Annotated in this window: 17 protein-coding genes; 8 read left to right on the top strand and 9 right to left on the bottom strand. The window is 70.5% G+C overall.

Going from position 1 to position 14,332, the window contains the following annotated elements:
* Nucleotides 1–266: 266 nt before the first annotated feature.
* Complete coding sequence (locus AC1RSK_RS19135) at nt 267–827, top strand: SRPBCC family protein (RefSeq protein ID WP_492909246.1); 561 nt, start codon at nt 267–269, stop codon at nt 825–827.
* Between the two features lie 79 nt (nt 828–906).
* On the opposite strand, the gene AC1RSK_RS19130 is transcribed toward AC1RSK_RS19135, so the two are convergent.
* The 4 genes from AC1RSK_RS19130 to AC1RSK_RS19115 form a co-directional block, all read right to left on the bottom strand.
* The gene (locus AC1RSK_RS19130; RefSeq protein ID WP_492909244.1) at nt 907–1,845 is read right to left on the bottom strand and encodes a prephenate/arogenate dehydrogenase family protein; all 939 of its coding nucleotides are present in this window, start codon (nt 1,843–1,845) and stop codon (nt 907–909) included.
* Entirely contained in the window at nt 1,842–2,954 is a 1,113-nt protein-coding gene (gene hisC, locus AC1RSK_RS19125) for a histidinol-phosphate transaminase (protein WP_492909242.1), read from the bottom strand. Before hisC ends, AC1RSK_RS19130 begins: the two co-directional genes overlap by 4 nt.
* A 30-nt stretch (nt 2,955–2,984) precedes the next feature.
* Entirely contained in the window at nt 2,985–3,788 is an 804-nt protein-coding gene (locus AC1RSK_RS19120; protein ID WP_492909241.1) for a chorismate mutase, read from the bottom strand.
* A 100-nt stretch (nt 3,789–3,888) separates the two neighbouring features.
* On the bottom strand, nt 3,889–4,839 hold the full coding sequence (locus AC1RSK_RS19115) for a DUF2125 domain-containing protein (RefSeq protein ID WP_492909239.1): 951 nt from the start codon (nt 4,837–4,839) through the stop codon (nt 3,889–3,891).
* 24 nt (nt 4,840–4,863) lie between these two features.
* On the opposite strand from AC1RSK_RS19115, the gene AC1RSK_RS19110 reads away from it, so the two are divergent.
* A complete protein-coding gene (locus AC1RSK_RS19110; protein WP_492909237.1) occupies nt 4,864–5,397 on the top strand; it encodes a gamma-glutamylcyclotransferase in 534 nt (177 codons plus the stop codon).
* Between the two features lie 166 nt (nt 5,398–5,563).
* Here AC1RSK_RS19110 and AC1RSK_RS19105 read toward each other — a convergent pair whose 3' ends face one another.
* The 5 genes from AC1RSK_RS19105 to ftsE form a co-directional block, all read right to left on the bottom strand.
* On the bottom strand, nt 5,564–6,088 hold the full coding sequence (locus AC1RSK_RS19105; protein WP_492909235.1) for a GNAT family N-acetyltransferase: 525 nt from the start codon (nt 6,086–6,088) through the stop codon (nt 5,564–5,566).
* Nucleotides 6,089–6,091: 3 nt separating this feature from the next.
* Nucleotides 6,092–6,808: a lysophospholipid acyltransferase family protein gene (locus AC1RSK_RS19100; RefSeq protein WP_492909233.1), complete on the bottom strand. Its 717-nt coding sequence runs from the start codon at nt 6,806–6,808 to the stop codon at nt 6,092–6,094.
* Entirely contained in the window at nt 6,805–7,431 is a 627-nt protein-coding gene (locus tag AC1RSK_RS19095) for a YdcF family protein (protein WP_492909231.1), read from the bottom strand. The genes AC1RSK_RS19100 and AC1RSK_RS19095 overlap by 4 nt, the downstream gene beginning before the upstream one ends.
* A gap of 240 nt (nt 7,432–7,671) precedes the next feature.
* Nucleotides 7,672–8,568, bottom strand: a complete 897-nt coding sequence (locus AC1RSK_RS19090; RefSeq protein ID WP_492909229.1) for a cell division protein FtsX — start codon at nt 8,566–8,568, stop codon at nt 7,672–7,674.
* Nucleotides 8,565–9,287 (bottom strand): cell division ATP-binding protein FtsE, encoded by a 723-nt coding sequence (gene ftsE / locus AC1RSK_RS19085; RefSeq protein WP_492909227.1) that lies wholly within the window; start codon nt 9,285–9,287, stop codon nt 8,565–8,567. Before ftsE ends, AC1RSK_RS19090 begins: the two co-directional genes overlap by 4 nt.
* Before the next feature lie 57 nt (nt 9,288–9,344).
* Between ftsE and AC1RSK_RS19080 the strand changes: the two genes are divergently transcribed.
* The 6 genes from AC1RSK_RS19080 to AC1RSK_RS19055 all read left to right on the top strand — a co-directional run bounded on the left by AC1RSK_RS19080 (nt 9,345) and on the right by AC1RSK_RS19055 (nt 14,325).
* Nucleotides 9,345–10,220, top strand: a complete 876-nt coding sequence (locus AC1RSK_RS19080; RefSeq protein ID WP_492909226.1) for an MJ0042-type zinc finger domain-containing protein — start codon at nt 9,345–9,347, stop codon at nt 10,218–10,220.
* Entirely contained in the window at nt 10,220–10,744 is a 525-nt protein-coding gene (locus AC1RSK_RS19075; RefSeq protein ID WP_492909224.1) for a phosphoribosyltransferase, read from the top strand. Before AC1RSK_RS19080 ends, AC1RSK_RS19075 begins: the two co-directional genes overlap by 1 nt.
* A gap of 118 nt (nt 10,745–10,862) precedes the next feature.
* Nucleotides 10,863–11,063: a hypothetical protein gene (locus AC1RSK_RS19070; protein ID WP_492909222.1), complete on the top strand. Its 201-nt coding sequence runs from the start codon at nt 10,863–10,865 to the stop codon at nt 11,061–11,063.
* A 4-nt stretch (nt 11,064–11,067) separates the two neighbouring features.
* A complete protein-coding gene (locus AC1RSK_RS19065) occupies nt 11,068–12,624 on the top strand; it encodes a hypothetical protein (protein WP_492909220.1) in 1,557 nt (518 codons plus the stop codon).
* A 1-nt stretch (nt 12,625) separates the two neighbouring features.
* A complete protein-coding gene (locus AC1RSK_RS19060) occupies nt 12,626–13,603 on the top strand; it encodes a hypothetical protein (RefSeq protein ID WP_492909218.1) in 978 nt (325 codons plus the stop codon).
* A complete protein-coding gene (locus tag AC1RSK_RS19055) occupies nt 13,600–14,325 on the top strand; it encodes a Stf0 family sulfotransferase (RefSeq protein ID WP_492909216.1) in 726 nt (241 codons plus the stop codon). The genes AC1RSK_RS19060 and AC1RSK_RS19055 overlap by 4 nt, the downstream gene beginning before the upstream one ends.
* Nucleotides 14,326–14,332 lie beyond the last annotated feature (7 nt).

Genomic DNA, 14,332 nt, shown 5'->3' with positions numbered 1-14,332 from the left:
GGTTCCTACGTACGATCTCAAGGTTTGCTGGCCTTAAGCGTTGGTCCCTTCCCATGCGCAACCATCCTCGCGCCGCAGCTTGGCGCTGAGCGAGGGGATATTGCCGGTCATGGGTTGGGCTTTGTGCGCCACGGGTCGTCTCTCCTTGAGGGCGCGGCGGGTAACACGGGATTCTGACTTTCGCCAAGCGCCAAATCGGAACTCTTCTCCATCCGTTCGCAGTGTGTGTTCGTAGTTGCACCGTCAGGTCGGGCAGGGAGAGACACATGCGACGGATCGCGCTGGGAATATCGCTGGCCCTCCTGGCCGGAATGGCGGCCGCCGCGCCGGTGCCGGCCTCGGCCGAGAAGACGCTGGCGGCCGGCAAGCCCTGGGTGGTGGTCAGCCAGGCCGGCGAGGCCGCCGTCCTCCATGGGGCCATCGACATCGCCGCCTCGCCGCAACAGGTCTGGGCGGTGCTGGTCGACTGCGCCCAGGCCCGGAAGGTCATCGCCAACATGACCGTCTGCCGGGTGGTCGAGAAGGGCGCGACCTGGGACGTCCGCGAGCAGGTCAGCCAGGGCAACGTTTTCGTGCCGACCATCCGCAGCCTGGTGAGGGCCGACTACACCCCCTACACGCGGATCACCTTCCGCAAGGCCGGCGGCGACCTGAAGGCGATGAACGGCGAGTGGCGGCTGGAGGCGCGGGGGACCGGCACGCGGGTGATCTACGAGAACCGGGTGGCGGCGGACATCAAGCTGCCTGCCGATCTGGTGCGGGCGGGGATGAAGGCGGATTATGGGAAGGTGCTGGTCAATTTGCGCAAGGCGGTGACGGGGAAATAGTCCACGGCCGGCGCTGCCATCATCCGACCCCCTTCGGGGGCCACCTTCTCCCGACGAGCGGGAGAAGGGCGCTGCGCTTTCAGTGCTTGCCGCGGTCCCGGCCGAAGTTCGGTTCGGGGCTTTCCTGGCCCAGCGCGATGACGCCGCGGCGGATTTCGCGGGTTCTCGTGAACAGCTCGTGCAGCTTCTCCGCCTCGCCCCAGCGGATGGCGCGGGACAGGGCCTGCAGGTCTTCGGTGAAGCGGCCCAGGACGTCGAGCACCGCCTCGCGGTTGGCCACGAAGATGTCGCGCCACATGGTCGGGTCGGAGGCGGCGATGCGGGTGAAGTCGCGGAAGCCGCCGGCCGAGTACTTCATCACCTCGGCCTGGGTGACCTCCTCCAGGTCGGCGGCGGTGCCGACGATGTTGTAGGCGATCAGGTGGGGCAGGTGGCTGGTGACGGCCAGGACCAGGTCGTGATGGCGCTCGTCCATCTGCTCGACCTGGGCGCCCAGGGCGCGCCAGAAGCTGGCCAGCCGGGCGACGGCCAGGGCGTAGGCGTCATCGTGGCGGGCGGCGATGGGGGTCAGGATGGTCCAGCGGTCCTGGAACAGCTCGGCGAAGCCGGCGTCGGGGCCCGACTGCTCGGTGCCGGCGATCGGGTGGCCGGGGATGATGTGGACGCCGGCCGGGGCGGTCGCCTGCATGGCTTCCGACACGCTGCCCTTGACCGAGCCGACGTCGGAGATGGTCGAGCCGGCCTTCAGGTGCGGGGCGATGGTGGCCATGACGTCGGCGACGGCCAGCACGGGGGTGGCGAAGATCACCAGGTCGGCGTCGATCACGGCCTTGCCGAGGTCGGCCTCGACGGCGTCGGCGATGCCCAGGTCCGTGACCCGGTCGAGCACGGTCTGGCTGATGTCGGCGACCGTGATGTGGCCGGCGGCCTTGTACTCGCGGGCGGCGCGGACGACCGAGGAGCCGATCAAACCACAACCAATGACGGTCAGGCGCTCGAAGACAGGCAGGGTGGTCATTGGCCCATGAACTCCGCCAGGCCCTCGACGACGGCGCGATTGTGCTCTTCCAGCCCGATGGTGATGCGCAGGTGGTCGGGCAGGCCGTAGTTGCCGACGCCGCGGGTCAAGAGGCCCTTGGTGGCCAGGAAGGCTTCGGCCTCGACGGCGGTCTTACCGGGAGCGGTGGGGAAGCCGACGAGCACGAAGTTGGCGGCGCTGGGCACGACGTTGAGGCCGAGACCCGAAATCTGCTGGGTCAGCCAGGGGCGCCACTGCTCGACCAGGGCCACGGAGCGAGCCATGAAGGCGTCGTCGGAGAGGGCGGCGACGGCCGCCAGCTGGGCCGGGATGTTGATGTTGAACGGCAGGCGGATGCGGTCCACCGCGCTGGCCATCTCCTCGGGCATGTAGCCCCAGCCGACCCGCAGGGCGGCCAGGCCGTGGATCTTGGAGAAGGTGCGGGTCACCACGATGTTGTCGGCGTGGCGGGCCATGCCCAGGCCGTCCTCGAAGGTCGGATCGGTGTTGAACTCGGCGTAGGCGCCGTCGAGGACCAGCACCACCGAGGGCGGCAGGCCCTCGTGCAGGCGGCGGACCTCCTCGGCGCTGATCCAGGTGCCGGTCGGGTTGGCCGGGTTGGCCAGGAAGATCAGGCGGGTGCGCTCGTCGACGGCGTCCAGCATGGCGTCGACATCGATCGTGTAGTTTTTCTCGGGGACGTACTTGACCTCGCCCTGGCAGGCGCGTGCCCCGATGGCGTAGGCGGCGAAGCCGTGGGCGCCCTGGATCATATTGTCGCCGGGCTCGAGGAAGGTCTGGTTCAGCAGCTGGAAGATCTCGTCCGAGCCGCAGCCGAACAGCAGGCGCTCGGGCTCCAGGCCGTACTTCTCGGCGACGGCGTGGCGCAGGATGTCGGCGCGGCCCTGGGGGTAGAGGTTCAGCTTGCCGGCGGCCTCGGCGTAGGCCTGGCGGGCCTGGTCGGAGCAGCCGAGGATGTTCTCGTTGGCCGACAGCTTGATCGGGTTGAGCACGCCTTCGGCCGCGGCCTTGCCGGGCTTGTAGGGGGCGATGTCGAGGATGCCGGGCTTGGGAACGGGACGGGGCGCGGCGAAACGGTCGGTGGACATGGCGATCCTTAAGACAGGAAGGCCCGCCTCTTACACGTCGAACGGCTCGGGTGCAGCCCCGATGACGCCGGAAAGTCGGCCGGGGGCGCGGGCGAGGCGCTCGTCGTCCTTCTGGTAGAAGCCGGCCAGGGTGAACAGCTTCAGGCCGCCGGACTCCAGCAGGGGGGCGGCGGCGACGCCGTCGCGGCTGAGGGCGTCGATGACGGCGGCGTTGCTGCCTGCGGCGTCGGTGACCCACAGGGTCTGGTCGGCGCCGGTCGGCTCGACGGGCACGGCGGCGACGGCCAGGGCCCGGGTCGGACCCCATTGGGTCAGGCAGGGCAGGGTGGCGAAGACCCGGATTTCGGGCTCGGCCAGCAGCCGGCCCCACCAGGAGGAATCGCCGGTCAGGGCCAGGACGCCGACGCCGCCCAGCTGGCGGGCGCCGGCCAGGGCGTCCTCGGGCTTGGTGACCATGGTCACCGGCGGGGCGACGCCGAAGCGCTGGCGGGCGGCCTCCAGGGTCTGGGCCTCGGCCCGGCCGCCCCAGACGGTGACGCTGAACGGCCCCTGGCGCGACAGGCTGTCGGCGATCAGCTCGCGCCAGATGCGGACGACCAGGCCGGGGCCGGCGATGGGGTTCTCGCGGGCCAGCTTCTTGCGGATGACCTGAGCCTCGCGGCCGGGGCGCAGGCCGAACTTGAACTCGCCGCCGGCCGCCTTCTTGGCCTGCGCGACCGCGACAGCCAGGGAGGCGCGCTCGTCGATCAGGCGCAGCAGGTCGGCGTCGACCTCGTCGATCCGGGCCCGGACGGCGTCCAGGGTAAGCGGCGCTGATGGAGTGTCCCGACCCATTTGTTCCTCAAAATTCACGCCTTGCGCCTAAAGCCATGCGGCCCGGGACGCAATAGGCGGCAGGCGGCGCAAGAATCTTGCGCCGAATTTGCCGCATCCGTCACCAGACGCGGGGCGAGGGCCCGATCTCCAGCGGGCCGATGCGGGCCTTGCCGTCACTGAGGCTGACGCGGCCCTGCAGGGCCTGGCCGCTGCCGGTCAGGTCGCCGAGGGTGGCGTCGAGGTCGCCGCTGAGGCGGCCGTTGGCGTCGGGGGTCAGGGTTCCGGCCTTGGCGGAAAGCTTGGCCGCGCCGCCGGTGATCGAGGCGCTGTCGACCTGGATGACGCCGCCCTTGGCGGCCCAGGCGCGGGCGGCGCCCTCCCAGTCCTCGCCGGCCAGGGCCGACATCTTGGTCAGGGTGAGGTCGAGGTCCATGTCGACGACGCCGCCCTCGGTGGCGCGGGCGGCCAGGCCCTCAAGGGCCATATGGGCCCCGCCGATATGCAGGAGAACGCCGCCCAGGTCGTTGGGGCCGGGCAGGATGCGCATGTTCAGCTGCCTGGCGGCCGACAGGAAGTAGGGCTTGGCGCCGGCCTCGGGGTTGAAGGTCAGGCCGGCGCCCTCGATGGCGATGGTCGGCGGGCGCTTGTCGAGGTCCGACAGCGAGGCGCGCAGGGCCTGGGCCTGGACGATGACGGCGCCGCCGTCGGGGCGGGTGAAGGTCAGACCCTGCGGGGCGACGAACACCCAGTGGTTCAGGGCGTAGACGAAGGCCTCGCTCTTGATCTGCGGCGTCGACAGGGCCCAGCCGGAGGGTTCGGAGACCTGGGCGTCCTTGAGGGTGATGTCGAGCCGGAACGGGTAGCCGCCGACCGTGCGTTCGGTCCAGGTCAGGCGGTAGCCCTTGTCGCCGAGCACCTTGGCGGTCTCGTCCATCCGCCGCATGGCCTCGCCGCGCAGCCACCACCAGCCGCCGGTCCAGGCGGCGATGGCGATGGCCAGCAGAATAAACGGGATGGCGATGCCGCTGCGTTTGCGGCGCGGGGCGGGATCGGGCAGGGTCTCGGACAAATGCGTTCTCTCAGGTCGGCGTAAATGAGCGATGCGGGCGGCGAAGGCCGTTGGGTGTTCGGGTATGGATCGCTGATGTGGCGGCCCGGGTTCCCGTTTGTAGAGCGAAAGGGCGCGGTTCTCCACGGGCGGAGAAGGGCGTTCTGCATCTATTCGGTGCACCATCGGGGGACCTATGAGCGGCCGGGGCTGGTGCTGGGTCTGGCGCCGGGCGGGGCGACGCGCGGGGCGGCCTACCGGGTGGCCGAGGAGGCCTGGCCGGAGGTCTACGCCTATCTGCGGGAGCGGGAGCAGCCGACGGAGACCTATGTCGAGGCCTGGCGCGAGGTGCGGCTCGATGGTGGCGGCCGCGCGCCGGCGCTGGTTTTCCTGTCGGACAAGGGCCATCGGCAGTGGGCCGGGGATCTGAGCCTGGAGCGGCAAGCGGAGCTGATCCACGGGGCGGTGGGGCTGTCGGGGCGGAACGAGGACTACCTGACGGACCTGGTGGAGCACCTGCGGGCCGAGGGGATTCGGGATGAGGGGATGGAGCGGTTGTTGAAGATGGTGGAGGGGTAGCATCCCTCCCCGAATGGGGAGGGTGGCGCGCAGCGCCGGGTGGGGCAGTGGGTCACCCCTGTTGGCCGGCTGAGTCCCCTGGCGCATAGCCTCGAAAGTCAATGACCGACTTCCCCACCCGACGCGCGTAACCGCGCGTCTGCCCTCCCCAATTCGGGGAGGGAGGTTACAGTGCCTTCCCCATGCGCAGGAGCGGGACGGGTTCGCCCGCGCGATCGTCATGGAAGGCTTCGAGCGGGTGATAGCCGCAGGCTTCATACAGCGGCCGGCCCGACATCGTCGCGACCAGTTCGACCTTGCTGAAGCCGGCGGTCTTCGCGGCCCCCTCGCACAGCGACAGGATCAGCCGCGCCACGCCCCGGCGCTCGAAGCCCGGCGCGGTGTACATGGCGCGGATCTTGGCGGCGTCCTGGGCCTCGTTGAGCAGGGCCGAGTCGCGGCCCGGGGAGTGGTCGCCGCCGTAAGCGGTGGCCCGGCGGCTCCAGCCGCCGCAGCCGGCGAGCTTCCCATCCTCTTCGACGACGAAGTAGGTGCGGTCGGCGATCAGCTGGCTGTCGAGACCCATCAGCTGGCGGCTGGCGGCGAGCTGGGCGGGGGTGAGGACGGCGGCCAGGTGAATGTCGATGGCGGCGGCGGCCAGGGCGGTCAGGGCCGGGATGTCCGCTTCGGTCGCGAGGCGGTGGGACAGCAAGCTTTAGAGCCCTTCGTCCAGCAGACGCGCGCAGGCGGTCTCGATCGAGGTTTCCAGCTGGCGCATGAAGTCGGCGCGCTTGAGGCCGGAGGGGATCGGCGGCTGGAACTCGAAGACGATGGTCCCCGGCTCCATGATGAAGCCCTTGGCGACGTTCCAGTGGCGGCCGGTGTTGAGCGCCAGCGGCGTCACCGGCAGCTCCAGCTCGCGGTAGAGGGCGGCGATGCCGGGCTTGTAGTCGCCGGCGTCGCCGGGGTTCTTGCGGGTGCCTTCAGGGAAGATGACCAGCTGGCGGTCTTCCAGCATCCGCTCCTTGGAGTCGGCGACCAGCTTGCGCAGGGCGGTCGAATGGCCCTCGCGGTCGACGACGATCATGTGCGAGCGGGTGGCCCACCAGCCGAAGAAGGGGATGGAGACCAGTTCCTTCTTCAGCACGAAACAGGCGTCGGGCAGGAAGGCGAAGGCGCCGAAGATGTCGAACATCCGCTGGTGCTTGGTGGCGATCAGGGCGGCCCCGACCGGCAGGTGCTCGCGGCCGCGGACCTCGACCTTGACGTCGCAGACGACGCGCAGCAGCCAGGTGACCGACTTGCCCCAGACGACCATCACCGCCATCAGCGGCTTGCGCGGACCCAGCAGCAGGGGCGACAGGCCGATCGCGAGGATGGCCGAGAGGACGTAGAACAGGACCAGGAAGACGAGGGAGCGGAACACGGTCACTTCGTCTTCTCCTTAGGCTCCGCGTCGGCCCCGGGCGCTTTGCGGAAGAGGCCCATGACAGATTCCTGGACCAGCACCGCCAGGTATTTGCAGTATTCCAGGGTCAGCCGGCGGATCTGGGTCTGGTCGCGCCACCAGTGGGCGGCATCCATGGCGTCGGTCTTGACTGGGTAGGCGATCAGCTTGGCGCCGGGCATCTCGCCGCGCAGCTCCAGCATCGAGCGGGGGATGTGGTAGTCGGCGGTGACGACGATGATCTGGGTGAAGCCGTGCTTTTCGGCCCAGGCGGCGATTTCCTGGGCGTTGCCCTTGGTGTCGGCGGCCTCGAAGCCGAGGTCGACGCAGCACTGGTAGATCGGCTTCCAGGCGCCGGTGACCTCCAGCAAATCCTCCCTGGAGACCTCGGTGTTGACGCCGCTGACAAGCAGCCGCTTGCCCTTGCCCTCTTCGAGCAGGCGGACGGCCGCCTTGATGCGCTCGGTCGAGGCCCCGGTCAGCACGGCGACGGCGTCCGACACCGGCGGTTCGGCGGCGGGCGTCAGCTTGTCGATCCGCCCGGCGAAGGCCAGCAGGCCGACGAACCAGACCACGACGAGAATGAGCAGCAGGGATAGGCGGCGCATGACGCTGTTCTAGAGGGTTCCGAGGTTCCGTGGGAAGACCGGCCGGCGGAGCGCGTTAACGAAGCGGCCCGGTATTGTAGCATGAAACGGCGCCGTGCTAGACTCGTTTGGCCAATAAGCGCAATTAAATCAATGTATTATGCATAGGTATTTCGTTGCGGCGGCATCGGATTTGCGCAGAGGCGGCGCCTGTTTTTCATGCGGGTGGCATGGGGGTTTCATGGGGATTGGGGCGTGCGGCTAGCCCAGCTGGCGCAGGATGGCGGCGGCCGCGAGGCGGGCGGCGATGGCGGCGGTGAGGGCGGCCAGCAGTGGGGCGGGGAGGACGGCGAGCAGGTCGATCCAGGCCAGGGGCAGGACGGGGGTCAGGCCCTGGCCGCCGCCGGCCAGGCGGGCGAGGGCCGCGACCACGGCCGCGCCGCCGGCTCCGAACACCCCGGCGATGAAGGCGGCGGTGGCGAAACGGCTCTGGAACAGCTGGGCGACAAAGCCGGTCTCGGCCCCGGACAGGTGCAGCACCTCGATGACGTCGCGGTGGGCGGCGAGGCCCGCCCGGGTGGCGAAGCCGATGACGGCGATGGCGGCGGCGACGATCAGCAGGCAGATGGCCAGGGCCGACCAGCGGGCGAAGCCGGCGGCGCGCTGGATGTCCTTGATCCAGACGCTGTGGTCATCGACCTTGGCGTCGACGCCGGCGGCCTTCAGGGCGCGGTCGAGGTCGGCGGCTTTCGCGGGGGCCTTGGCGTCGAGCTCGACGGTGACCAGGCGGGGGACGGGCAGGTCGTCGATCAGCGCCTCGCGGCCGAGCCAGGGCTCGAGCAGGGCCTCGGCCTTTTCCTTTTCGAGGGCGCGGGCCTCGCTGACGCCCTTCACCCCGGCCAGCACCTCGGCGGCGCGGGCGGCGGCGGCGTCGGGGGTCTCGGCGCCGTGCGGCTGGATGACGACGGTGGCGCTGTCGGAAAGCTGGCTGGTCCAGCCACGGGCGGCGCGGTCGGCGGCCAGGGCCCCGATGGCGGTCAGGCAGGCCAGGAAGCAGAGCACGGCGACGACGAAGATCAGCGCCCCGTCGCGGGCGTCGCGGCGCGGCAGCAGGGGGCCGGGGCGCCAGCGGGCCGGGTCGAACATCGTGTCAGTCATCGGCCGTCGCTCCGGCCGTAGGCGAGCAGGCGGCCGCCGTCGAGGTGCAGCACCGGCTGGCCGCTGCGGGCGACGAGATCCTCGTCGTGGGTGGCGATCAGCACGGTCGTGCCCAGGCGGTTGAGTTCGACGAACAGGCGCAGGATGCGCAGGGCGTGACCCTGGTCGACGTTGCCGGTCGGTTCGTCGGCCAGCAGGATGTCGGGGCGGCCGACGACGGCGCGGGCGATGGCCAGCCGCTGCTTCTCACCGCCGGAGAGGGTGGCGGGCAGGGCGTGCTGGCGGGACTTGAGGCCGACCCAGCTCATCAGCTCGGCGACGTCGGCGCGGTATTTGTCGGGCTTGCCCCCGGCGATGCGCAGGGGCAGGGCGCAGTTGTCGAAGGCGCTGAGGTGTTCAAGCAGGCGGAACTCCTGGAACACCACCCCGATGCGGCGGCGCAGAAAGGGCCGGTCGCTGAGGGCGATCTGGTCGATGTCGCGGCCGAACATCTCGATGCGGCCCCGCGACGCACGTTCGGCCATGTAGATCAGCTTCAAGAGGCTCGACTTGCCGGCCCCCGAGGCGCCGGTCAGAAAGTGGAAAGAGCCAGGCGGCAGCTCGAAATTGATGTCGCGCAGCACCTCCGCCGAACGGCCATAGCGCATGCCGACGCCGGAGAAGCGCAGGGTCGGCCCAGCGGGCAAATCGCTCGTGTAGGCGTTGCGGTCAGTGGACATGGGAGCCGGAATCGGCGACCTCACATAGAGTTGCGGGAGCGGACCGATTCGCCGGCCATGATACTAACCTGCCCAGAGTGCGCTACCCGGTATTTCGTCGGCGACGATCAGGTCGGCGCGACTGGCCGTACTGTCAAGTGCGCCGCGTGCGGCCATCGGTGGACAGCCCATCCCGAACCCGAACTCGACCTGTCGATAAGCGGTGAGGAAGGGGCCATCGGCCGCGAGCCGCCGACCCTGAATCCGACCCCCGCGCCGCTGGACGAACTGCCCGGCGAGGAACTGCCCAAGGTGTTCCGGGCCAAGGCCCAGACCGAGCGGCGGGTGCGCGAGGCGGCGACGACGGGGATTGTCTGGGCCGGGATGACCGCGATGATGATCGTGCTGGGCTTCGGGGCCGTGGTGATGCGCGACAGCGTCGTGCGGATCTGGCCGAAGACGGCTTCCGCCTACGCCGCCGTGAACCTGGACGTGAACCTCATCGGGCTGGAGATCGAGGACATCCGGTTCGAACCGGCCCTGCAGGACGGCCATGCGGCGCTGTCGGTGTCGGGCGTCATCCGCAACATCCGCAGCGAGCCGGTCACCGCCCCGCCGCTGCAGATCAGCCTGATCAACAAGCAGAACAAGCGGGTGATGGCCAAGATCGCCCAGGCCTCCGATCCGGTCATCCCGGCCGGGGAGACCCGTCACTTCGCCGTGGTGCTGCTGGATCCGCCGAAGACGGCGGCCGAGATCGAGGTCGGCTTCGTCACCGACAAGGGCGCAGTCGCCGCCAAGCCCAGGCCGAAGAAGGCCGCGGCGCCGGAGGTGAAGGCGCCGACCCTGCGCGGCACGGCCGAGCCCGGTCCGCTGACCGCTGACGAAGCCAAGCCGCTCGACCCGCATGACCCCAATGCGCTGCCGACGGCGGCCGCCGAGGAGCACCACTGATGAACGAGACGCCGACGGTGCTGATCTCGGAGGCCGAGATCGCGGCGGCGGTCGAGGCGCTGGCGGCGCAGATCGCCCCGCGCATCGACGACGATACGGTGGCCATCTGCCTGTTGACCGGCGGCATCTGGTTCGCCGCCGACCTGACCCGGGCCCTGGCCAGGCTGGGGCGGCTGGTGCATTTCGACGCCCTGTGGCTGTCGTCCTACAAGGACGCGCGGGCCTCCTACGGCCGGTGCGAGGTGCGGGCCGACCTGCAGCGACCGGTGCTGGGCCGCAAGACGCTGATCCTCGACGACGTGTTCGACACCGGGCTGTCGCTGAGCGAGGCGGCGCGGCTGACGAAGGATGCCGGGGCGTCGGAGGTTCTGACGGCGGTGTTCGCGCGCAAGCCCTGGCCGGAGAAGCGGGCCCTGGAGCCGGACTTCGTGGCCTGGGAGGCGCCCGGGCGGTTCCTGGTCGGCTATGGGCTGGACGTGGCCGGGACGATGCGCGGGCTGCCGTATATCGGGGCGATGGACTGAGGCTTTGCGCTCGTCCGACCGTCAGTGCGGCGGTTAACGATGCTCGCGCATTTTCAGGTTGCATCTTGCGCAATGTGACCGCCAGTATCGGTTTTCCAACCCCTGAGGAGACCGAGAGATGGACACCCATACGATCAACCGCCTCGATTCGCGGCTGCAGGCTCTGGAAGCGGCGCTGGTCGCGCGGCGAGACGCCGAGGGCGCCAAGCCGATCATGATGAAGGACCCCGGCTCGGTCGACTTCAACGGCGGCTTCGGGGGCGGCAAGAGCCCGGGCGGCGAGGATGCGCAGAACGCCCAACCGTGGATCCGCCAATAGCGCGATGCTCAAGGCGTCCATTCGCTATGACGATCTGAAGGCCCCCGTCGAACAGTTCGACGGGGGTTTTCTTTTTGGCGAAAGCCGCATCGTTCCGTTCGGCCATCGCCTGCTGCGGTCGGAAGTCCTGGTCGGATCCCGGCGAAGGGTTGTCATCGTGCGGGAGCGGTTGGCCGGCGACACCCGGCCGGCGACCGAGGTTTCGCGGTCGGACGACGCGGCGGTCGAGGCCGCCCTGGCCGCGTTGGAGACCTATCCGCTGGACTGGCTGACCGTCGCCTGGGAGGCGGATGGCCGCGCCGTGCGGTTCGCCTGTTCCTACTGGGGATTGGCGCCGATCTATCTGCGCGGCGACGTCGACGGGGTCGAGGCGACCTGGAGTCCGAGCGAGCTGTTGCCGGCGGGCGGCCTGTCGCTGGACGGCCCGGCCTCGGCCCGGTTCCTGGCGGGCAGCGCCGGCTATGGGGCGGAGATCGTGGTCTCCGGCCTGCGGCGACTGACGGCCGCCTCGACGATCGTCGCCGAGGCGGGGAGGCTGTCGGTGGGTTATCCGCCGGCCAGCCCGGGCGTTGTGCCGGCCGACCTGGCGGCGGGAGAGGACCCGGTCGCGCTGTTGCTGGACGCGACGGCGGCGCTGATGGAATTGCGGCCGCTGCGGCCCGACCGCACCGCCGTTGAGATCAGCGGGGGCATGGACTCGGCGATTACCAGCCTGGTCGCCGCCCGCGCCTTCGGGCCGGGGCTGCTCAGCTATGGCGCCGTGTTCGAAGGGGCGATGGGCCGGGCCCAGGTTGGCCGGCGTGAGCTGATCGTCGCGACCGGCCGGATGGCCGACCTGGCCGTGCCGGCGATCCGGCTCGCGCCCTACGGAGAGACCAGCCCGCGACGCCGGCCGCTGACCGTGTGGCCGCACGACGAGAACTACCCCGAGATATTCGAACCGATGATCGCCTTCTGCGCGGCGTCGGGCGTCGACGCCCTGATCACCGGATCGGGCGGCGACGAGCTGTACCCGCTGTACCCGCATGAGCGCGGCGAGGGGGCGGGCGGCGACCGCGGCGACCTGTTGACCGAACGGGGACGGAGCCTGCTGGCCGGAACCCGCGACGGCTATCCGTTCGCCGGCGTGCTGGACTCGGCCTGGACGGCGGCGGCGGCCCGGTCCGAGCGCCTGCTGCGGCATGGAATTTGGCCGGTCTATCCCTTCCACAGCCGGTTGTTGACCCAGTTCACCTTTCGACTGCCGGCCGAGCTCCGGCACGACAGGCGGCTGCATCGGATGAGCCTGACCCGGCTGACTGGCGACGACTGTTTCGAGACCGAGTACGTCAAGGAGACCTTCGGGCCGACCCTGAACGTCGGCCTCGAGCGCAACCGGGGTTTCGTTGAAGCCGTGATCGGGGAGGCGCGGTCGGTGGCGCTGGGCCTGGTGGACGGGGCGGCGGCCGAGGCGCTGGCGGCGCGGCCGGCCGAGGCCCTGACCGGCGACGAGCGAGACATGCTGTTCTTCCTGCTGAACTTCGAGACCTTTGTGCGCGGCCAGGCGACGCGGCTGGCCTGAGATGGTCGTCCCGCCGCCAGACGAGATCGCCGGGGTTCTCGAGGTCGGGTCCTACGCCCTGGGCATCGACGACGGGCTGAGCGACCTGGACCTGAGGGTGGTGACGCGCGGCGCGGCTTCAGCTGACGTCGTCGAGGCGGCCGTCGCCCTGGCCCTGGCCGGACGCCCGGGACTGTCGCGCGATCAGGTCGACCTGACCGTGCAAACCCTCGCCGACGCCGCGGCCGAGCACGCGGTGGGAACGTCGCTGGCCTGGCAGCTGTCGGTGTCGTCGCGACCCGTCGTGGTCGGGGACGATCTTGCCGCCCTGCTGTCGGGGCCGCCTGGGGCCTTTGATTGGCGAGCCCGGCTTGCCCAATGCAGCCGGCTGTTGCGCGAGGCGGCGCTCTTTACCGGGTCTTCGCGGGCGGGTCAGGCGCATGATGCGATCCTGCTCGACGCGGTGCTGTGGATGACCGGCATGGCCTGTGGCGGCGCCGCCCCCCGGCGGGAGAATTTCCTGCGCTATGGCCTGGGGTATCCGGGCGAGGGCGCGCCTGTGTTCGCCGACCCGGACGGCCTTTTGGCCCCGTTCGCGGCGGCGGCGCGGCCGGCGCGCGCCGGCTGCGGGTTCGACGAGGCGTTCCTGGCGGCGGGGCGACGGCTGCACCGGCAGGCGTTGGACTATCTGGGGCCGTTCGAGGCGACCGCCGTCGCCATCGAGCCGTCGGCGGAGCGGGCGCGGCTGGCGCGGCGCGAGCGCCGGCTGTGCGAACTGCTGGAGCCGGTGCTGCCGCCTGGGCTGGTGCTGGTCAGCGCCCGGCCGGCGACCTATCGCAACGCCGCCGCCTGTTGGCCGGGACTGGCGCCGGTCATGACGCTTCACGCCACGGCCATGCGTTGGATCCAGACGACGCCGGCGGAGGACGAAATCCTGCTGGAGGAGGTCCTGACGGCGGCGGTCGGCGCGCTGGGCGACGCTCGGGCGCGCGGGCCATGAGGCTGGAGGACCTCACCGACCTCTACGGGCGTTCCTTCGATTTTCCGGTTCGGGAGGAGCCGCCCAGCCTGCGCTACCTGCTGGCCGTGACCCCAAGGTGCGGCGGCACGCTGCTGGCCCTGGCCCTGTGGCGGACCGGCGCCCTCGGGGCTCCGTTGGAGTATCTCAATCTGCCGCGGCTGGAGGCCTTCAAGGCGCGCATTGGCGGGACGGACCTGGCCGGCTACCTCACCGCCCTGGCGCGGCGTCGGACCTCTCCCAACGGCGTGTTCGGTGTCAAAACCTTCCTGACGCAGCTGCTAGAGGCGCGCCGCGAGGATGCGGACATCCTGCGGCGGCTGGCCCCAGGGGCCTGGGTCCGCTTGCGGCGGCGAGACAGGCTGGCGCAGGCGGTGTCGCTGGCGCGCGCCGAGCAGACACAGGCATGGGTCGGACCCGGGGTGGGCGGGCGAGAGCCGATCTACAGCCGGGCGCAGATCGAGGAGAAGGCGGATTTCCTGGCCTGGCAGGACGAGGGCTGGCAGGAACTGCTGGCCGACACCGACACGCCGGTCGTCACGCTGTGGTACGAGGATGTCGCGCGTGATCCGGGGGCGGCGGCCGGCCAGGTGCTGGCGGCGCTGGGCCTTTCGGCCGCAACCCCGGTGTCCCTGCCGACCCTGGCCCGCCAGCAGGATGGGCTGAGCCTCGATTGGCTCGCCCGTTACCGGGCGGGAGACTGAGCGGGCG

Source organism: Caulobacter sp. GW821-FHT11A05 (assembly GCF_058809015.1).
Note: the sequence above shows the minus strand (reverse complement) of the source record. Positions and strands in the feature narration are given on the sequence as shown.